17 protein-coding genes are annotated in these 20,438 nt (G+C 54.0%); all 17 read right to left on the minus strand.

Annotation, left to right across the window (positions count from 1 at the left end; genetic code table 11):
- Positions 1 to 42 precede the first annotated feature (42 nt).
- Positions 43 to 870, minus strand: coding sequence for a carbohydrate ABC transporter permease (locus QW71_RS01460; protein ID WP_039292146.1), 828 nt, complete (start codon positions 868 to 870; stop codon positions 43 to 45).
- A 12-nt stretch (positions 871 to 882) separates the two neighbouring features.
- Positions 883 to 1,761 (minus strand): carbohydrate ABC transporter permease, encoded by an 879-nt coding sequence (locus tag QW71_RS01465; protein ID WP_039292148.1) that lies wholly within the window; start codon positions 1,759 to 1,761, stop codon positions 883 to 885.
- Positions 1,758 to 2,849 (minus strand): ABC transporter ATP-binding protein, encoded by a 1,092-nt coding sequence (locus QW71_RS01470; RefSeq protein WP_039292372.1) that lies wholly within the window; start codon positions 2,847 to 2,849, stop codon positions 1,758 to 1,760. Before QW71_RS01470 ends, QW71_RS01465 begins: the two co-directional genes overlap by 4 nt.
- A gap of 46 nt (positions 2,850 to 2,895) precedes the next feature.
- A complete protein-coding gene (locus QW71_RS01475; RefSeq protein ID WP_039292151.1) occupies positions 2,896 to 3,630 on the minus strand; it encodes a glycerophosphodiester phosphodiesterase family protein in 735 nt (244 codons plus the stop codon).
- Complete coding sequence (locus QW71_RS01480) at positions 3,627 to 4,370, minus strand: glycerophosphodiester phosphodiesterase (protein ID WP_039292154.1); 744 nt, start codon at positions 4,368 to 4,370, stop codon at positions 3,627 to 3,629. Before QW71_RS01480 ends, QW71_RS01475 begins: the two co-directional genes overlap by 4 nt.
- A gap of 20 nt (positions 4,371 to 4,390) precedes the next feature.
- Positions 4,391 to 5,185: an HAD-IIA family hydrolase gene (locus tag QW71_RS01485; RefSeq protein WP_052769835.1), complete on the minus strand. Its 795-nt coding sequence runs from the start codon at positions 5,183 to 5,185 to the stop codon at positions 4,391 to 4,393.
- Between the two features lie 165 nt (positions 5,186 to 5,350).
- On the minus strand, positions 5,351 to 5,911 hold the full coding sequence (locus tag QW71_RS01490) for a glycerol-3-phosphate responsive antiterminator (protein WP_039292156.1): 561 nt from the start codon (positions 5,909 to 5,911) through the stop codon (positions 5,351 to 5,353).
- 197 nt (positions 5,912 to 6,108) lie between these two features.
- Entirely contained in the window at positions 6,109 to 7,008 is a 900-nt protein-coding gene (locus QW71_RS01495) for a sensor histidine kinase KdpD (RefSeq protein ID WP_039292159.1), read from the minus strand.
- 22 nt (positions 7,009 to 7,030) lie between these two features.
- A complete protein-coding gene (locus QW71_RS01500) occupies positions 7,031 to 7,792 on the minus strand; it encodes an ABC transporter permease (protein ID WP_039292162.1) in 762 nt (253 codons plus the stop codon).
- On the minus strand, positions 7,785 to 8,708 hold the full coding sequence (locus QW71_RS01505) for an ATP-binding cassette domain-containing protein (protein WP_039292165.1): 924 nt from the start codon (positions 8,706 to 8,708) through the stop codon (positions 7,785 to 7,787). The genes QW71_RS01500 and QW71_RS01505 overlap by 8 nt, the downstream gene beginning before the upstream one ends.
- Positions 8,709 to 8,789: 81 nt before the next feature.
- A complete protein-coding gene (locus tag QW71_RS01510; RefSeq protein WP_039292167.1) occupies positions 8,790 to 9,482 on the minus strand; it encodes a response regulator transcription factor in 693 nt (230 codons plus the stop codon).
- 465 nt (positions 9,483 to 9,947) lie between these two features.
- Entirely contained in the window at positions 9,948 to 11,234 is a 1,287-nt protein-coding gene (locus QW71_RS01520; RefSeq protein WP_039292172.1) for a Gfo/Idh/MocA family oxidoreductase, read from the minus strand.
- A gap of 69 nt (positions 11,235 to 11,303) precedes the next feature.
- Positions 11,304 to 15,050 (minus strand): sugar-binding protein, encoded by a 3,747-nt coding sequence (locus QW71_RS01525; protein WP_039292175.1) that lies wholly within the window; start codon positions 15,048 to 15,050, stop codon positions 11,304 to 11,306.
- A gap of 27 nt (positions 15,051 to 15,077) precedes the next feature.
- Positions 15,078 to 16,475: an FAD-dependent oxidoreductase gene (locus tag QW71_RS01530; RefSeq protein ID WP_039292177.1), complete on the minus strand. Its 1,398-nt coding sequence runs from the start codon at positions 16,473 to 16,475 to the stop codon at positions 15,078 to 15,080.
- Positions 16,472 to 18,541 (minus strand): hypothetical protein, encoded by a 2,070-nt coding sequence (locus QW71_RS01535; protein ID WP_039292180.1) that lies wholly within the window; start codon positions 18,539 to 18,541, stop codon positions 16,472 to 16,474. The genes QW71_RS01530 and QW71_RS01535 overlap by 4 nt, the downstream gene beginning before the upstream one ends.
- A gap of 30 nt (positions 18,542 to 18,571) precedes the next feature.
- The gene (locus QW71_RS01540; RefSeq protein WP_039292182.1) at positions 18,572 to 19,426 is read right to left on the minus strand and encodes a carbohydrate ABC transporter permease; all 855 of its coding nucleotides are present in this window, start codon (positions 19,424 to 19,426) and stop codon (positions 18,572 to 18,574) included.
- Positions 19,420 to 20,391 carry a sugar ABC transporter permease gene (locus tag QW71_RS01545; protein ID WP_083442362.1) on the minus strand — a complete coding sequence of 324 codons (972 nt, stop codon included), beginning with the start codon at positions 20,389 to 20,391 and terminating at the stop codon, positions 19,420 to 19,422. The genes QW71_RS01540 and QW71_RS01545 overlap by 7 nt, the downstream gene beginning before the upstream one ends.
- Between the last annotated feature and the right edge of the window lie 47 nt (positions 20,392 to 20,438).

Genomic DNA, 20,438 nt, shown 5'->3' on the forward strand with positions numbered 1-20,438 from the left:
CTGTATTTGGTATTCAACATGCAAGGCCGCAGGGTATTCCCGCTACTTCACTCCCATGTAGGTGAACGCTTTGATAATCTGTTTGCGTGCAATCAGGAAGACCAGCAGAATCGGCACGATCAGCATCATATTCCCGGCCATCACGATCTGCGGGCTGAGCCCCTCCACATCCTGAAGCTTCTGAATTCCGAGCGGCAAGGTCCGGACAGCATCCGTTGTGGTCCATACCAGCGGGAAAAAGTAACTGTTCCACGTCCCGATGAACGTCAGCAGCGCGAGTGTGGACAAGGTGGGCACAGCGGCAGGCATCATGATCGTGTAGATGATTCTGAATTCACTGGCATTATCGAGACGGGCAGCCTCCAGCTGGGAATCCGGCACCTGCATGAAGGTCTGCCGCAGCATGAAGATGGCCGTGCCGCTGGCAATGAAGGGCACGATGAGTGATACATAAGTGTTCAGCAGTCCGGACTTCGCAAACATGACGAAGATCGGCAGGAAGATCAGCTGTCCCGGAATCATCATGGTGGCGAGCACGATGCCGAACAGCGCGTTTTTACCCTTGAATTGATATCTTGCGAATGCATAGGCTGCCGGCACAACAACGACCAGCTGGCCGAGCATCGTCCCGAGTGTAATGATCAGGGAATTGCGGGTATAATGCAGAAAGTTAATCCTCGTAAAAGCATCCCGGAAGTTCTGCCACTGCAGCGAGTCCACCCAGAATTTCGGCGGCATCCTTAGCACCTCGCCCAGCGTCTTGAACGCGGTGAGGATCATCCAATAGAACGGCATCAGGAAGATCACGATCAGCAGCACCGATATTATGATCCGTAGTCCTGCGCCCGGCAGCCGGACCCAAACCTTCATTGTCTCACCCCTTTAGCGGTAATGAACCCGATTATTCAGTGCTTTGAAGTAGAAAATCGTAATCAGCCCCACGATACCCATCAGCACCACCGCCATCGCGGACGCGTAGCCGACCCGGTAATATTCGAAGCTCTGTTTATAAATGCTGAAGATCAGCGTGTTCGTGGCATTGGACGGACCGCCCTGCGTCATAATATTGATCGTCTCGAACACCTGGAAAGAACCGATGATATTCATCAGAATCAGGAAGAACAAGGTCGGTGAAATCATCTTCAGCGTAATTTGAAAGAAAACGGAACGCTTGGACGCATTGTCCAGAGCCGCAGCCTCATAGAGATAACCCGGAATAGAGCCCAAGGCGGAGCAAATGATCAGCGCATTGAATCCGACGGATTTCCAGACCGAGACCAGCACCAGCGAGAACAGGGCCACATCCTTATCGGTCAGCCAGCCCACCGGCGCTGCTCCCAGCACAGACAGCAGATAATTGAACAGCCCCGTATCCGTGTTCATCAGCCACATCCAGATCAGCGATACGGATACCAGCGAGATGATATTGGGCGTGAAGCTCAGTGTCTGGATGAACCGGTTCAGCGGTGTGTTTTTCTGTAAAAAGAGCGCCAGCCCCATCGCCAGTACCATCACCAGCCCAACGTCCATCACCATGTACAGCAGCGTATTGAGCAGGGTATGGAGGAAATCCCGGCCGCTGAACAGCTCTGCATAGTTGCTTAGTCCGGCGAACTTCATCGGTCCGCGCATATTCCAGGTGAAGAAGCTCAAATAGATGTTGTACAGAATCGGATAGAGGTAAAATACCGTCAGGATGATCACTGCCGGAGCAACCAGCAGATAGGGAAGCACCTTCACGGAAGGGCGTAGCCGCTTCATGCCGAATCACCGGTGCTTCCGGCTGTAACTTCCATGGAACGGGCAGCTTCCCGGACCCGCTGCTCCTGCGCGTCGAAGAATGCCAGATGCTCCTTCTTCACATAGAGTCTCACGGCTTCCAGCTCGCGTTCCGGACGGTCGAAGCATTTCACCGAAATGATCAGCCCGTTCTCCAGCTGCACTTTGTAGATAATCTCCGACCCGAGCAGCTCGCGGCCGCTGAGCGTACCCGTCAGGCTAACGGTATTGTCCGGTTCCATTCCCGGCTCCAGGGCAAACTTCGCCTTCTCCGGACGGAAGCCAAGATACCGGGCCTGCTGCGGAGCCAGCTTGCGGATCTCTTCCCCGCAGCGGTCGAGTGCCAGAATATTCATCGGCGGGGTGCCGATGAAACGGCTGGAGAACAGGTTGGCCGGATCGTAATACAGGTTGTGCGGGTTATCCTCCTGCATGACCTTCCCGCCATCCATCAGCACGATCCGGGTGCCCATGCTCATCGCCTCCACCTGATCATGGGTTACGTAGACAAAGGTCGCGCCCAGCTTCTTATGCAGCTCGATCAGCTCCGCGCGCATCTGCTGCCTCAGCTTGGCATCCAGATTGGACAGCGGCTCGTCCATCAGGAACACGGCTGGCTTCTTCACCATGGCCCGCGCCAAGGCGACCCGCTGGCGTTCACCGCCGGAGAGAAACTCCGGCTTTTTGTGCAAATGTCTGGTCAGTCCGACGGTCTCCGCAATTTCAGTAATCAGCCGCTGGCGTTCCTCCTTCGGCACTTTGTTATTCTTCAGCCCGTATTCGATGTTCTTCTCGACCGTCATGGTCGGGTACAAGGCATAATTCTGAAATACCATGGCCAGATTCCGTCTGCCCGGCTCTACCTGGTTCATGCTTACCCCGCCGATGTGAATCGAGCCTTCCGTGGAATGCTCCAGTCCGGCAATCATCCTTAGCGTCGTAGACTTGCCGCACCCGGAAGGGCCGACCAGCACCGTGAAGCTGCCGCTCTCAATCGTCAGATTCAAATCCTCAATAATCAGCTTGTCACCGTATTTCTTGGTTACCTTCTCCAGAACGATGCCGCTCATATTCTCCTCCTCCAGCCGGATTCTTCCGCCTGCTTCCATTCGTCTCTCAGTTCTTCAGGCACTCCCGCGCAAGGTCCGGTTTATTGGTCATAATCCGCGTAACCCCCAGATTCCGCAAGCGGATCATCTCCGCCTCATCGTCCACCGTCCAGGGATTGACCTCGAACCGGCTGCGGTCCGCCAGCTCCATGAAGGCTTCATCTACGCCCAGATAATAAGGATGCAGCACATCCGCCCGGCAATTCGCCGCATATGCCTCCAGCCGGTAGAAGCTCTCCATGAACGCAATCGCAGTCTTGAGCTCCGGGTAATCGCGCTTCAGCCGGGCCACGGCATTATGATTGATCGAAGAGATCAGGGTATTCTCTGTATAGCCATAACGGCGTACCAGCTCCGCTGTCCGCATATTCACTTCACCGTAAGGCCGGGAATAATCCTTCGTCTCGATGTTGATGTACAGCCCGTGCTTCATGGCGAACTCCATCACCTCGCCAAGCTCGGGCAGGCGGCTTCCGTCCGTTCCGTATTTCCCGGCAAAAGCATACGAGAAATCATACTGCCGCAGCTCCTCCAGCGTCAGCTCTCCGACCAGACCTGTCCCGTTCGAAGTCCGGTCCATGGACAGATCATGGATCACCACCAGCTTCCCGTCCCGGGTCAGCTGCACATCCAGTTCAATGCCGTGCGCCCCCATGTCGAGGGCCAGCCCGAATGCGGCCATCGTATTCTCCGGCGCATAGGCGCTTGCTCCCCGGTGAGCCAGTATCTGGGTCTGCTTCATGCGCGTACCTCTCTAAGCTGATAGCAGACATCCGGACGGTCAGTGATGATCGCGTCTACACCGGCCTCCAGCATCATGCGGATATGCTCCGGATCATTCACTGTCCAAGCATTGACCTGAACCCCCGCTGCGTGTGCTTCTTCGACCAATTCGCGGTTGACCCCGATGTACAACGGATGCAGAGCATCGGCTCCGGTCATTTGCGCATATTTCCCGCCCTCGTACAATCCCGCAATGTAGAGCAGCGCTGTCCGCATCTCCGGGCAAGATTCCTTGAGCCTTACCATAGAGGTATGATTGAAGGAAGAAAAGATCACTTGTCCACTGAGGCCATACTCCTCCACCAGCTTCGCAGCCTCTTTCCCGAGTCCGTTATACAGCTCCGACTTAGAGAGGATATCTTTCACTTCGATATTCAGGTATAAGTCATGTCCCTTCACCAGTTCCAGCACTTCGCGGAGGGTAGGAATCTGCGCTTCCGGGTATTGCTCCTCGAAGCCTGTATTGAAGCGGAAGGCCTTAAGCTCAGCCAGCGTGTAGGACATAATATCTCCTTTGCCGTTAGAGGTGCGGTCAATCGTATCATCATGAATCACCACGATCTCTCCGTCTTTGGTCAGATGAATATCGATTTCCAGACCGTCGGCATGCTGCTGCACCGCGAGCCTGAAGGCTTCCAGTGTATTCTCCGGTGCATAGGCGCTTGCGCCGCGGTGGGCCAGTATTTTACAATCCTGCATAGTTTCTCATCCTCCTGTTATTAGGGTTCGGCTTGATTGTTGAACAGATCGGCCAGGGAGTTCAGAACATAACCCGGAAGAATCTGCTGCCGCGCAATATCCGCTCTTGTGCTAACTCCGGTAAGGACTAGGGCCGTCTGCATGCCGCTGCCGTTCCCCATCAGAATGTCTGTCTCCAGCCGGTCGCCTACCATCAGGCATTGCTCAGGGGGACAGGCCAGCAGGCGAAGCGCCTCCTGCGCATAATAGGGAGAAGGTTTGCCAATAATCAGCTCAGCCTCTGTCCCGGCCGCAGTTTCCAGCGCTTTGACAATCGCCCAGGTATCCGGGATATAACCTCCGGGTACCGGGCAGGCCGGATCGGGATTGACCGCCACCAGCCTGGCGCCCCCTCTTGCTGCTCTCATTCCGAGCACCAGCTTCTCATAATTGAAATCGCGGTCCATGCCTACCAGTACATGGGTCGCTGCCTCCGGGTTCCCGGTGACGGCCACTCCGAACTCCTCCATTTGCCTTCGCATCACCGCTTCTCCAACCAGATACACCCTCGCCTCCGGTTCCTCCCGGGCGAAATAACTTCCGCTGACATAGAGTGCAGTCAAGATTTCCTCTTCCCCGCAGGCCAGCCCCATGTGCTCCAGTCTGCGCTGGCAATCCCGGGGAGTATGGACCGAGCTGTTGGTCAGAAAAAGAACTCTCCGGCCTCTTCGCCGCAGCTCCGCAACCGTGTCCACCACACCTGCAAGCAGCTGATCGCCAATCAGCACGGTCCCATCCAAATCAAAGCAGTAGGCTTCATATGAAGCGATGTCCATCAGCGCTTGCTCCTTTTCATTCAGGTTCACTGGTTCTCCGCGCCGGAATTTCCGCACAAAAAAACCAGCTCCAGAAATTAAGCCTCCGATTTCAGCCTCGTAGGGCTCCATCGAATGCTAATAACTGACCGCTGGGTTTTCTCATCGTCTCCACCCCGGGGTACGTTATTCACTTATTTCACGCTTCCACTGCCACAGGGCCGCGTCCCCAATGGAGACATAATCGGCGCCGCTGTCCAGCGCACTGCTGATTTCCTGCTTTTCCCGGATCAGTCCGCCTACGATCAGCGGCTGCTTAATGCGCTGCTTCATATCCTTGATGATTCTCGGCATCAGTCCGGGCATGAGCTCGACCTCATCAGGATTACAGGTCTTGATCATCCGAAGCGCGGTTTCTATCGCTGCCGTATCAATGGCGAAGAACCGCTGGATACTAGCGAGCCCGTGGGCTCTGGCTGTGGCGATGGCATTGCTCTTGGTGGTAATGATCCCGTCGATCCGGAAGGCTTCGGCCAAATACTGAATCGCCGCCGCATCTCTGCCAATCCCGCCGACCATCTCTACATGGACGAATACCTGCTTGCCTGCATGCTGCAGCGGCTTCACAATCTGCCCCAGGTTGTTGATGTTCCCGGTCATCAGATTCACACGCTTCACACCGCAGGCAACCGCCTGATCAATCTGTGACTCCTCGGTGATCGAAGCAATAATGGGGTTATGCTTCAAGTAAGCATCCTCCCTTCACTTATAGCTTGCAGCTGCCAGCTTGTCTTCCTGCTGGTCCTACCCCCTATGTTACAGAGCTTTTATTCGCTTAATATCAGAGCGCTGTAAAAGTTACAGTTAACATTCAGGCAAGGAATTCCATTGCCGCAGATAACTGACAGGGTTCGGGGCTTCGTATATCAAGCACTGCATGAGAGCTATTTAATCTTCCATCGGCAAGTCATCATCAAATGATCCTGGTGCATCTCGGCTGTCAGCGTTCCGCTCATCTTGTCCATAAGACTTTTGGCAATTGAGAGACCCAGTCCGGATCCCTGGGCGGACCGTGTACGGTCAACGGTGTAGAAACGGTCGAATATCAACCTTACCTCGTCACTTGATAATGCCTTCGCCTCGTTAACGATCCTCAACTCGGCAAACCCGTCCCTCTTTTGGAGGCAGATGTTCACCTCTCCGCTTGCATGTTTGACAGTATTGATGAGCAAATTCTCAACAACTCTGCGTATAGCTGATTCATCAGCATAGATAACCACGTCTTCCTCAGGCAGCCGGATATCCGGTGTAATGTTCTGTTCATTGAATCGGTCGTAGAAACCAACCAGAATTTCTGAAAGGAGTACAGTCATTCCTGTTCGCTCCGTCTTGAGCTGATAATCGGGGGACTCAATGAGGGACAGCTCGAAAAAATCATTTAATAACGCCTGCAGCCGCTTTGTCCGGTTATTAATGATCGAGAGGTATTCCTGCTTCTCCTCATTCGTAACCGGCTCCGCTCCAAGCAGTTGAATATAACCTGATATGGAGGTCAGCGGAGTACGGATGTCATGGGAAATGTTCGCAACCGCCTGCCGCAGCTCCTGCTCGCTTCGTCTTCTGCGTGCTTCCGCCTCGACGACAAGTCCGGACTGGCGGTTAATTTGACTCGCTAGCGCTTCCAGCCGATTGTCGAATAAAGTGACTTCAATTTTTTTACCGGTGATCCCCTTGTTGTAAAGGTACAATTGCTGTGTCATACGCTTTAGCTCCCGCCTGAGCAGCAGCAGATAGGCAAGCAGAAGAGCTGCCGCCGCAGCCAGTATAAGCGTCAGGATAAGCAAGACTCTTCCGCCCCTTTCATATCTATTTGATTTCCTTTCTGCGGTACACAAGAATACCGAGCAGCCCGGATACGGCGATCGTCAGTATGGGCACAAGCAGGAGCGCCGGCAGATCATGGCTATACATCCTGGGCTTGCCGATATCCCCCATAAGCTTGAAGATCGAATATTCATATACCTTGGTTAAGGAAGGAATGTATTCAACCAGGCCGCCCAGAACGGAATCAATCAATAGAAAGAAAATAATCGAGAAGCCGATTGATTTGCCGCTGTCGGTGAATAGGGCAGTGAACAGGGCTCCGATTGCCGCGTAGCCTGAAGTATACAGCAGCGTTAGTCCAAGAACCCGTAATATGAAGGACGAATCCACACCCTCCGGCAGGTGGCCGAAACCTGCAAGCAGCGAGACCTCTGCTGTGCTTATGACCGGGAATACCAGAGAAACAGCCATGGTTCCGATCGAGAATCCAATCAGCTTGGCGGCGAATAGCCGGCCTCTGGTGTGGCCTGATGAAGCGATCGACTTCATTACACCTGTTGAATATTCATTGGCGATGAAGAATCCTGCCAGGGCTACTACGCCCAATTTGATCACATAAGCATTGCTTGCAATAAATGTAATCAGGAATTCTGCTCCCGTGAACTGCGGCGCTCCACTGGACTTATTATCAAAATAGTAGAGCAGCGGGTAGGCCAGTGAAAGAGCGGCGGTTATAAGCAGTAGCACGCGGAAGGATCGGTCCTTGCGCAGCTTGAACAACTCGGATCTAATCAGATTATACATAGCCGGCACCTCCGATCCGCTTCATGAAATAGCTCTCCAGATCTTCTCCCATGGGCATGAACTGCTCAATCTGTACACCTGCAGAGAATAACGCCGAAGATATTTCCGCGGGTTGCCCGAAACGGCCGAACAGCTTAATGGCCCCATCCGGCATCACTTCGAAATCATGGGTATTTAGCTCGTTCTGAATGACCGTTACCGCTTTGTCCGGATTATCCGATTTAATGAACAAATATTGCTGGCATTTATCATTTAATTCCCGGGCGGTGAGCTGTTCCAGCAGCTTTCCCTGATGAATGATGCCATAGTGGCTGGCGAGCAGATGCAGTTCACTCAGAATGTGGCTGGAGATCAGAATCGTTAATCCCCGTTCATGGTTAAGCTGTTTGAGCAGCTCGCGCATTTCGATGACGCTCATCGGATCCAGCCCGTTGGTCGGCTCATCCAGAATCAGAAATTCCGGATCGCTTAGCATGGCGATTGCCAGGCCCAGCCGCTGCTTCATGCCAAGCGAGAAATTCTTTACTTTCTTCCTGCCTGTATCCTGTAGCCCGACCAGCTCCAGCATACGTACGACGCTATCTTTACCGGGAATGCCCCGGAGGAGCCGGTTCACCTCCAGATTCTCTCCGGCAGTCATGTGCGGGAACAATGCGGGGCTCTCAATAATTAACCCCATTCGCTTGCGCGCCCGGGTCAACGACTTCTCGTCGCCTGCGCCAAATAATTCAACCGTTCCTCCGGTTGGAAAAGCAAGTCCGGTTATGATGCGCATCAGTGTTGATTTTCCTGCTCCATTCTGCCCGATAAAGCCATATATAGCACCTTTGCGGATCGTTAAATTTACTTTATCCAGTGCTACACCGCCTTGAAACTTCTTGGACAATTGATTCGTTTGCAAAATAACTTCATTCATAGTCTCTTGGCCTCCTTCTGTCTTAGACCAAGTATAGAAACAATAACTTAAGAGAGTCTAAAGCCGAATCTTAAGAATGTCTTAAGGCTTTAGCCGATAGCCCATGCCCCATACGGTCTCGATATATTCGCTTCCCGGTGCAGCCTTCACAAGTTTGTTCCGCAAATTGCTCATATGTACGTTGACCGTATTGTCATCACCATGGTAGGGCTCATCCCATACGCTTTCGTATAGATTTGCTTTGGTGAATACTTTTTGGGGTGCCGACAGGAGCAAGCTTAGAATTTTGTATTCCCTGGCGGTCAGTGCAACCTTCATCCCTTCTGCAGTCACCGTTCTAGAGTCGGATTCAAGCAGGAGTCCTTTATGCTGCAAGATGCGCGATACAGGCGGAGCCGCAATTTGTGCATACCTGCGCAGATGCAAATCGATTCGTGCGGACACCTCCTCGAGATCAAAGGGCTTCGTAATGAAGTCGTCTGCACCTCCGCGCAGCGCGGATACTTTGGTATGCTGTTCACCTTTAGCCGAAATGATAAGGACCGGCACATCCCCCCGTGAACGGATCCAATCCAGCAGCTCCTCCCCGGTCATTCCAGGCAGCATTAAATCCAGCAATACCATACTCCATTCCCGTTGTTGCAGATAGAGTAACGCTTCGGTTCCGGAGAAGGCAGGCTGGGGTACATAACCGCTTTTCCGTATAATACTGCACAGCAGCCGGCTGATATCGCTATCATCCTCGGCTACAAGAATATGTATCGAATTATTCATCGTATCTCCTTGTATTTCCTTAATTGGCTGTCATTTCTGAAGTCTATGTTTTTATGATAGACTGTTTCTGCTTCTTTTTCCAGAATGAATAGCAGTCCCCATCGGTAGTAAGCCCTTTAGGCATCATTGTTGTACGTTTTGCAACTTTGATTTATTAATAGCCTGGTATTCGGGAGGATTGTTGTATGAAATACAAGAATAAACCTGCTAAGCCGCTTGAAAAAGATGAAATCCTGCATTTTATACAACAATTTTGAATTTGGGCCGATAGGATGAGGGGAATGTTGTATTATGTGCAGGATTTTATGGAAAAGGTAATTTATATTCTGTTTAGGGAAGCTGCTGTCATAAGTAGAGGCATACCCATACATCATTAACTGATGGGGATGCCTCTTGTAAACACACAACTGTATTCAAAACCTGCTCTTCCCAACGTAGCAGCCTACGCCAGCCTTCTTCAACAAATTAGATGGTAATCAGATCCTTGATCCGGACCGGAAATCCGGTCCGCATGGCCTGATTGGCGGCGATTCCGGTCATGATGGAGCGGGCTCCGTCCCGGTGGTCGGCTGCACGGTGGTAAATATCCTCGTCCGGGGTTCCGAACAGATCGTTCAGCAGCACAGGATCGCCGCCGCCGTGTCCTCCCGTTCCTTCATCCACCTGGACTTCATAAGGCGCTCCAAACATGGGATGCACCACAATATGTTTACCCTCCACAGCTCCCTCCAGGGCGCGGTCACCCCCGGCATTGACATAGGATTTTTCCACGATGCTCATTTCGATTCGGCCCTTGGACCCGTTAAAAGCTATCCGGTAACCCTCCCAAGGCATGTAGGCGTTCAATGAATACGTAAGAATCGCCTTATTGCTGTACCGGACCATTACCCCCATGGTATCCTCTATGCTGATTCCGTCGCCGAACACGCTTTGATCCCGCTGATAGCCGTCCTCTGCTTCCGCATCCAGGTACATCTCCTTCAGAACGGGATTCTCATCCAGCTGCAGGGCAAAGGGATCATCCTTGGCTGCCGGATTTCCGGTGGCACGCTGATAGAATGAAGTTACGCCGCGGTTCTCGGCATTCTCCCGGCCATAGAATCGCAGGTCGCCGAAGGCAAACACCGTTTCCGGCTCCGCACCGATCCAGAAGTTGACCAGATCAAAATGATGAGTGGATTTGTGAACGAGCAGTCCCCCGCTGTTGCGCTTGTCCCGGTGCCAACGGCGGAAATAATCCGCCCCATGCTCTGTATTCAGCAGCCATTCGAAATGAATGGAATGCACTTCCCCGATTACCCCGGAGGCAATCAGCTCGCGGGCTTTCGTATGATGCGGAGCATAGCGGTAATTGAAGGTGACCCTGACCTTGCGTCCGGTACGCTCCACCGCTTCGTAAATCTCCTTGCATTTCTCCACATCAACGGTCATGGGCTTCTCTGTGATCACATCACAGCCAAGCTCAAGCGCGCGGATAATATATCTGTGATGGGTCCGGTCGACACTGGTGACAATGACAATATCCGGTTTCTCTGTTTCGATCATGGTGTCAAATTGTTCAGCCAGGTAGGTGTTCACCTGCGGATACCCGTGTGTCTCCGACAGCAGCTTGTTGGCGTAATCCATACGTGTCTGATTCACATCGCAAAAAGCGGTAAGCTCCGCAGAATCCCTGTACTCCTTAGCGATAGCTTCATAGAAAAATTGCGCCCTGCCGCCAATGCCTACCTGTACATAACGCTTCTTGTCCAATTACGTGTGCCTCCTAAAGTTAGCTCTTATTTTGAGTTCCAGTTTTTGCAGCGCAGCCGTGCACTACCCTCAGTTATCTGTCTCAGCCGGAAAGTCCAGACTGAACAAATAGGGGGTCAGCGGCTGAAGCTCCAGAGTCTGCCCCGCAGTACTTTGATCTGTAATCAGATCCATGAAGCCGTTTGCCGTTAATCCGTTGCGGACTGCTTTGACCACCATGGGTTCCGGACCATAGTTAACCACATTCATGAGTGTATGTCCCCCGTATTCAACAGTTCTCCACTCGACATTGTATACGGGAGCATTGTCTGCCGGATCAAGCAGCAGCAGCTGCCCCGGATTTACAGTCTGCAGGACCGGTAACAAGTAATCTCTGATTTGGCCTGCTGTCCAGTCCGTTGCCGATATTTTGTCCGCATGGGTGAACACATAACTTCTGTCTGCAGCAGAGAGCGGTGCGCCGTGCGGTGTAAGCTCCAAAGCGTGGGAGCCGATCAGCAGCACCCGTCCGCCCTGCTCGATAAACTGTCTGATCCCGCTCAGCGTCTCCGGATTGACTCTTGAAGCGTTTGGCACAATCAGCAGCTTATAATCGTCCAACCCGCCATTGTCTACCTGCCCTTCAGAAACATATCCAGCCTTGTAGCCGCTGTAAGACAGCGCTTCATAAGAGCGGAGTGAGACTGCCGAATAATCACCGGAGAAGACACCTGAGGCTGTAGAATACAGAATCGCCACCTGCGGCTGCTCGTTCTGGAAGGCGGTAACCTGACCGGCCAGCCGGTTCAGGTCCAGATTGGTCCGTCCCGCCTGAGCTACAACATCCGGCCGGTGCAGAATGCTGCCCTCGGTACTGGCCGTTTCATTGTATGTCCGCTCCCAGACCCAGATGGCCGAGCCGCCCCTGCCGTGAATCGCACTCTGCCACAGTACGGAGCGGACATGCTTTGCCTGTTCCGGCGTATACATTTTGTCTCCGTCAGCGATCAGATGATGCTCCGAATTAAAGACCGGGGCTTCTTTGAAGGAGGCCTGCATATCGTAGAAGCTGAGTTCTTCCATGAAGCCCTTCGGGCCTTCGTTGATATAATTCCAGTTGTCATTGCCGTTGATCTGGCTGAACTCCGAGAAGCGCTCGATATCCACGCCCCAGGACAGGCTGCCCCGGGGATCACCCATGATTTTCGCCTGTACTGGCAACCCGGGAGCAAGCTCATGGATAATTCCGGCCATCCATTCATGCCAGCTGGCGAAGTAATCCTGGTTAAACAGCACATAGTCATAAGATGCCGGAGAAGCTGTAATATTCTCTGGCATAGGCACTTCTGTAAAAGAGCTATAGGCCGTTTGATAGACGCCGTTCAGCTGCCCGATATCGCCGTTATAGATTCCTTCAAGATACTCGTGCCAGGCAGACAGTGCATAGGCATCCTTATTAGCCGTATAGACCGATTCGTTGGTGAGCGTAAGACTCTGCAGCGAATCATAATCCTTGATAGCAGGAATCAAGGCCCGCAGATAATCCTCTATAATGGATCGGGCCATCGGCTGAAACAGGGAGAATTTGATAGAGCCGTTATTCTCCACCTTCAGCTCCGGCCACTTTGCGAGCACCCAGTCCGGAAAATAATGCGGGGAAATCAGGAGATTGAGCGCAACATCATAATCCTCAGCCCGCTGCAGCGCCGGTAACAGCTCCGATTGGATTTTACGGGTGGAGACAACGTACTCCTTGTCTGGGGAATAACCTCCCAGATCCTCAAAGCCGGGATTCTGAATCAGATTCACCGTGCTCCCAGCCTTGACGACACTTAAGTCATCCACCCAGACTGTACCTGTATTCTCGGATAAAATAACCAGCGGGTAGGATACCTCCCCCTTCGCTGTGGTATATTCGAACGTCACCTCAGTCCAGTCATAGGTTCCGCCGGGCAACGGCTGACGCTGCTTCCAGCCCGTTCCGCCGGGGAACCAGACGTTCTTGGCATTGTCACCCTTCACCCATACCTTGAATTCATAGGTAGTCTCCGGCTCTACTGCTAAGGTCTGGGCGACATTGATGAATACATTCGACTGCCGCGGCGATGCATTGGCAATCTTCAGGGAATGGCTGCCGGAATGGCTTATCCCTTCTGTAATTGCTGCTGTAGCAGACACCGCACCGGAGCGGTTGACAGTGTAGCGGTTTACGAAATCTTGTTTGTCCAGTATGACATCCCTTGGTCCCAGCTCAATCTGGATAACGTTAGCTCCGAGATCCTGAAGCTTCGGAATATCCCGCTTCACCTGGTTGAAGTGGCCGTAGCCCGTGAAGAAGATCGGCCGTTCTTCGGTGACGCCCGTACTCCTCACGATGGTGTCACCCACGAAGGAATATCCGGAAATCTCCGGGCGTCCGGAGACATATCGGGGTGCGGACTGCGGGGTCAGGCTGCCGTCCAGATACCCTTCCAGCTGCTGCTTGCTGCCTGCTAGCAGCGTCTCCAGCTCAGCCGCCACATACTGCGCTCTGCCGAGCCGCCCCTGCACGATATCCTCCTTGCCGTAACCAATGAAGTCCTTGATTACGGTATAATCAATGCGCTCATAATCCGTTGACAGTCCTTGAGTCTCACATTGCAGCAGCAATTGCTCCAGACCGGGCAGTTGTGCATTCACACTATTCAGCATGGCCTCAATCTCTGCGGGATCGAGCACCGCAGTCACCTTCAGCTCCTGCCGCTTGCCGGCAGTACTCCCTTGCTGCGCAAGCGTGAATTCAAGCAGCTGCTCTCCGGGGTCCGCCGTGGTGAACGGCAGGCTCCATCCGGCGGCAGAGCCGGCAGGCAGCGTGAAATCCGCTTCAACACCCGGCAGGCTGGATGACAGATGGAGGTTATGCGGTTCACTGGTCGTGTTCACAGCATACACCGAATAAGAGACAGTCGTATTCACATTGATCTCCCTTGGACCTTCCACCCAGAAGCTCCAAGGGTCGGCGGAAGGGACCAGATGAATCACTGCATGGTCGGCCGGACTTTTGGCTTTGCCGATACCTGGTGTCCATTCCAGCCAGCCCCGGCGGCCCGCGCCGTCATTGTCGTTGAACAGCAGCGTGAACGGAAGCTCTCCGTTCTCCGGGATACCCGTGGAGATGGCAGACCACGGCATCCGTACCTCATAGAAGGTCTCCTGTCCGGTCCGGCTGGCTGCAGCCGTGATCACTTCCGCTCCTGCTGCGGCTCCGCCTTCGCTGAACTGCCAGACATGCGCTTGCCCGTCCATATAATTGATGGCGTATTCCGGCCCGTAGCTGCCGCCGGGACTGAAGGCGAACTGGATGCTGTCCCCTCTCCACATGGTGCTGTCGGAGACAGGAACATGCACATTATCCGTCACCTTCGCCGCCCAGTAGAAGTAGCTCTGGTCATAAGCGAGATAGACGCTGGCGGATACATCCGCAGCCCCTCCCCAGCCTTCGACCAGCACCTGCCTGGCAGCCTCCGGAAGCCGGATCTCTGCGTAGCGATCCCATTCGTCCACTACCCCGTCAATGACGATGTCCTCCGCTTCCAGAGCCAAAGCGTGAGTATGCTTACCGAAGCTGCTGCGGAAATCTTCCCAGTCTGTAATGAACGGGGAAGCCGGTTCTTCATAGACGGACTCAGTTACGCTCACGGGAGTGCCTGAAGCATCCGGCGGTATGATTCCCCCAGTTGATGCAATCGTTCTCAATTGTTCTCCGTAGACAGCAGAGGGGAACCCCTCTGCCGCCATGGAGAATACCAGCAGGATGATCAACGCCCATATGGCTTGCTTGCTGCTTCTCCTATTCATCGTTGCTTATTCCTCCCTTCTGAATGGTCAGTCATGACTTGACTTGAAGTTCGGTTCCAATGATACAGGCTGTTCCTGCTGCGGACTGGCCGGAAGCGGAATCCGCTCCACTTCGCCTTCTGTGAATTGCCCCCGCAGCTGCAGCACATAACGGATATGTACAGGCATCACCTCCCTTACATCCGCCTTCCCCTGAATCACGGCCAACGAGGCAGCAACCCCCGCCGCTTCACCGATGGCGCTGACCGACGCCATGATCCGGTAGGAGCTGTGCGCCTCATGGGTTCCGCTGATGCAGCGGGAGGCGAGCAGGAGATTGGAGCAGCCCACGGGGATCAGGGAACGATAGGGAATATGGTAATATCCGTCCCCGGGAATGCGCTCCAGCCGGGTCGCTCCTCCATCCGGGCTGTGAATGTCCAGTGAGTAGGCGCATGCTGCAATCATATCCCCGAAATGCCGGTTGTTCAGGCAATCTTCGGCTGTCAGGACATACTCACCAGTGATCCGCCGGCCTTCCCTGACACCGAGTCGCGGCGCGATATAATCCAGCCTGGCCTGCCGGAATGCCGGATGCCCGCAGATGGCCCCGAACAATTCGTTGGCTTGCCGGGTACCCTCCTCCATGCCCAGGCTTACTGAATCCGGACGAGTAGGGTCCACTCCCAGCACAGAGGTGGAGTTGAAGAGCAGCGACTTGCCGTCCGGATAAGGAAAGCAGGTGATGCTCTGCCTTGGATTAGCGGTCTTCCCCTTGTCCTTAAGCTCCTGATAATACAGCAGCAGCTCAAGCCGCAGGGAATGGATCGCCGGCCAGGTCTGGATATCCGGATTCTTCAGCTTCATGGGATCGAATCCGCTCACACGAAAGGTGGCGGTGGCTGATTGCAGCTTGCCGTCACCTTCACGGCCGATTTCGTACTGCATCCCTGCCATTGCGGACAGATTACCGTCCGCCGTGGCATCCAGAAACACCTCAGCGCCAACCGTTCCGGCCTGATTGCCCTGAAGATGAAGGCGCTGAATCCGCCCCTTCTCCACATCAACCTCATTCACCGAGCACCCGGTCCACACGGTTAGTGTTGGCTCAGATTCCAGGAGCTGCTGGTAAGTAGACTTCAGAGTCAGCTCATCATAGGACGGCACCCGCTGTTCGTTGTAATGGGTATACGCCGCCGGGAACAGCTCGCGGTGAATGCCGCTTGTAACCGGGCGTCCCATACTGTCGCGGAAATTGCAGATCAGCGAGACGCTGGAGAAGACGCCGGTGCCGCCGACTTCAGGTCCCGCCTCAATCAGCAGCACCCGCCGGAACAACCTCGCAGCGGCCAGGGCTGCGCTGATCCCGCCGACTCCAGCTCCTACCACCACAAGCTCGAAATTCCAGTTTCCCTTCATAGCGTCCGATCCTTTCTCTCTCTTCAATTCCTCAGGCTCCCGGGGGACTGAACAACCTCACGGAGGCTGGGCACACCGCTGTAGATTACCTCTTCATCACAGATGATTTCGCACCATTCCGGGCTCATCCGCACATCAATGACATGTCCCCGGAATGCGAATCCCGAAAGAGAGACCCTTCCTTCAGCCGGCGGGCGGGGATGAATCCATAAGCTGCCGTCCAGCCTGGGATCGAGACCGGTCAGGCCAAACAGTATTGCTTCCGCGCCGGCCAAGCCTGCGACCACATTCGCCCGCTTATGCACGGGTACAGCCGGGCGGTCACAGTAATGCTCCTGCGGATAATACGGCAGATGCTGCCCCATCCAGAAGTGGCGCTTCAATGTATCCCAGGCCAGCTCATCGCGTCCGGATTCCCACAATGTCAGCGCCAGCATCGGCCCATCCCCGGTATAAGCCCCGCCTCCCGACCAGTCCGGATCATTCTGCTCATAATGCAGCTCATCTTCGGCCGAGATACTGCTCACGCCGTATTTGCCGAGAAATGCCCCATCCCTAACCTGTGCGAACATTCCCTGCTTCATCTCCTCGGTGCAGGCACCGAAGCGCAGCGCGTCATAATATTGAATCGAATAGATCCATTCCGCATGGCCTTCGGGATAAATGGCCTTGAACCAGGCTTTGTCCTCATCCCACAGATGGGTGCGGATCGACTGGCGGATACGCTCCGCCTTGTCCCGCCATTCCTGTGCGGGCTGATCCGCCGCCAGATCCAGATGCTGCGCCAGATCGGCCAAGCGGTCATAACTCCAGGCCCGCTCGGCATTCGGACTGGCTACAATATGTTCATAGCCTGCACCCCGCATTTCCAGCAGGTTCGGTTGAAGGCCGTAATCCAGCAGCTCATTCCACTCCGGCAACCGGCTATCGTCATATAAGGCCAGTGTCCGCATGGTCGGGAACAGTTCTGCCCCTTCTCCGTGCAGTACAAAGATAGACCAGGCAAAGTTCAGGAAGGACCATAAGCTATATGAGTAGGGCACATGAGCGCCTTGTCCGCTGGGAGCAAACCGGGAGTGCCGTTCAATACCGCTGGCCGCCATTAGTCCCGCGAGCTCTGCCGCTTTGTCCTTCCCCAGCATCAGTGCCAGCGTTCTTGCTCCGTACCCCCCGGCATCCCAGGGATAACAGCAGATCCCTGCACCTTCCAGGCCGGAGACTGCGGGAAAAGGCTGAATGGCGAATTCAGGATTCTCCCACAGACATACCATCCCGCTGATCAGAGAACGGCGGTAATAGTCCTCCAAACCTGGAATATCCGATTGCAGCACAGGTAATTCACGGCAGGCCTCCTCAAGCCGGCGCTCCCAGACAGCGGTTGTCCGGCGGGCCATCTCTTCCAGGGTCTGCCCTTTTTCCCTCGGGAACTCTTGTCCCGCAGGAGTCAGAACCGCAGCCAGTCGGAACACGGCCTCCTCCCCTTCTCCAAGGCTTCGCTCCTGATCTCCTTCACGAAGCAGGGTAATGCGGACCTGTTCATTCTCCCAGATTCCTTCCTCAACCTGTAGCGCAGGATTGGCAGAGGTCAGCGGTGCTCCATAGTCCCATTCGTCCAGCGGAACCATGGCCGGGCTTCCCGGTATAAGCTCCGGAAGAACCGTAATCGTCACCGCTCTGGGACTGCGGTTCATAATCCGCTGGGTAAGCAGGAAGCCATGTATATCCGCCAAAGGCGTCAATTCACTGGACACCGCCAGTGATAACAGGTTTCCGTCCACCAGATGATGGTATGTTCCTTGTCTTTTGATCTGATCGGGCTGCCAGACGCCCTTTGCATACAGTACGCCACAGTCTCCTTTGCCTAAGTCTCCGTTATCCCGGACAGGATGTCCGTCCGCTGTTATATGAAGTTTCACGCCCAGATCCTTGGCGGCAAAAGGCGGTGAATAGCAGCCTTGAACGCCGCTGACCGTTCGCGCGGACGGCGCAGCTGTACTATAGCCGCTGCACACCCAGAGATGTTCAGCAGGTGCCAGACTTTTCCGTAAATCAAACGCAAATGAACCGAGTGTATAGTTTGTAGTCACCTTCATGTGTTACCTCCGGAAATGGAATTCTGCACTTCAGCCCTTCACCGAGCCCAGCAGAACCCCTTTGATAAAATGCTTTTGCAAAAACGGATAAACGCAGAGGATTGGCAGCACAGTGATGATGATCGCCGCGGCCTTCAGCCCCTCCGGCTGGATGTATTGGGAGGAATCCCCGCCTGCAAGCAGGGAATCAATCGGCGTCTGCAGCATCTGGTACAGCTTGACTGTTACAGGCAGCAGCTGCGATTTGCTGATGAAATACAAGGCATTGGAATACGTGTTCCACAGAGCAACCGCATAGAACAGCGAAATCGCAGCCAAGATAGGCTTGGATAAAGGCAGCGTCAGCTTGAAGAACACCGTCAGATCCGTTGCACCGTCAATCGTCGCTGATTCTTCCAGCTCGGCCGGCAGGCCTTCAAAAAATGATTTCATCACAAACAGATTGTAAGCACTTACCAGCCCGGGCAGCCAGATCGCCCAGAAGGTATTGATCAGGTGAAGCTGCTTAACCAGCAGGAACAGCGGGATCAGCCCGGTACCGAACAGCATGCTGAACATCACCATAAACGTAAAGATCTGCCGTCCTTTCAATCTCCGCTTCGAAAGCGTGTATGCGGCCAGCGTAGTTGCAATCATCTGGAGTACAGTACCTACGGCTGTGATGATCACTGTATTCTTGAGAGCGATGAGCAGCTGCCCGTCGATGAACAGCTGTTTATAGGCCTGAACGGTAATTTCTACCGGCCACAATACCACTTCGCCCGAGATGATCGCCCGGCTGCTGCTCAGCGACATCGCCAGAATATTCAGAATCGGAAACACCGTTATGAACGCACACAGGGCCAGAAACAAATACAGCGGCATACTTTTCAGTCGGTTTACCATAATCCGCCTTCTCCCAGCTTTTTCACAATTTTGTTGACCGTCAGCACCAGAATCAGCCCGATCAGCGCCTGAAATAATCCAACAGCCGTTGCCAGACTGTATTGCGCGTTCTGCAGCCCTGTGCGGTACACGAACGTGCTGATGACATCGGATACACTGAAGACAGCGGCATTCTGCAGATTGAAGATATGCTCGAAGCCTACATCCATCATCTTCCCCATCTGCAGAACCAGCAGGACACCAATGGTCCCGCGGATACCCGGCAGCGTAATATGCCAGATCTGGCGCAGCTTGGTGGCTCCGTCGATTTTGGCCGCTTCGTATAAGCCGGGGTCAATAGATGATATGGCGGCCATATAGATAATCGTACCCCAGCCCGCGCTCTGCCAGATGGTGGAGACAATGAACACCACAGGCCACCATAAGGTGCTGGTCATGAAGTAAACCGGATCGATCCCGAACAGGCGCAGGGCCGCGTTCACTACTCCGGTGGAAGGTGACAATAAAGAGACAATGATCCCCGCCAGAACTACCCATGAGATGAAAAAAGGCAAATACAGCATGTTCTGCACGGCCCGTTTGAACCAGTTCACCCGCAGCTCATTCAGCAGCAGGGCCAGCAGGATCGGAGCCGGGAAGGCAAAAACAAGATTGTACAAATTCAGCAGCAGGGTATTGCGCAGTACATTCCAGAAATCGGCGCTTCCAAACAAAGTATGGAAATGCTTAAGCCCCACCCAGGGACTGTCCCAAACTCCATCCAGCAGACGGAAATCCTTGAAGGCGATCAGCTCGCCGTACAGGGTGACAAATTTGAACAGGAAGAAATAGGACATGGCCGGAATAAGGAACAAGTACAGATAACGGTCCCGGTAGAGATAAAATAACAGGCCCCGCCCCGGCTTTTTCAGGCCTTTGGAGCGTATGGCCGCCGGACCGGAGGGCTGGTGCAGTGTTTTTGGCATATAGCTCTTTCTCACTCCTCTATAAATTTCGGGAGCCTGGAATAAGG

The organism is Paenibacillus sp. IHB B 3415 (assembly GCF_000802655.2).
Taxonomy (GTDB): domain Bacteria; phylum Bacillota; class Bacilli; order Paenibacillales; family Paenibacillaceae; genus Paenibacillus_AQ; species Paenibacillus_AQ phytohabitans.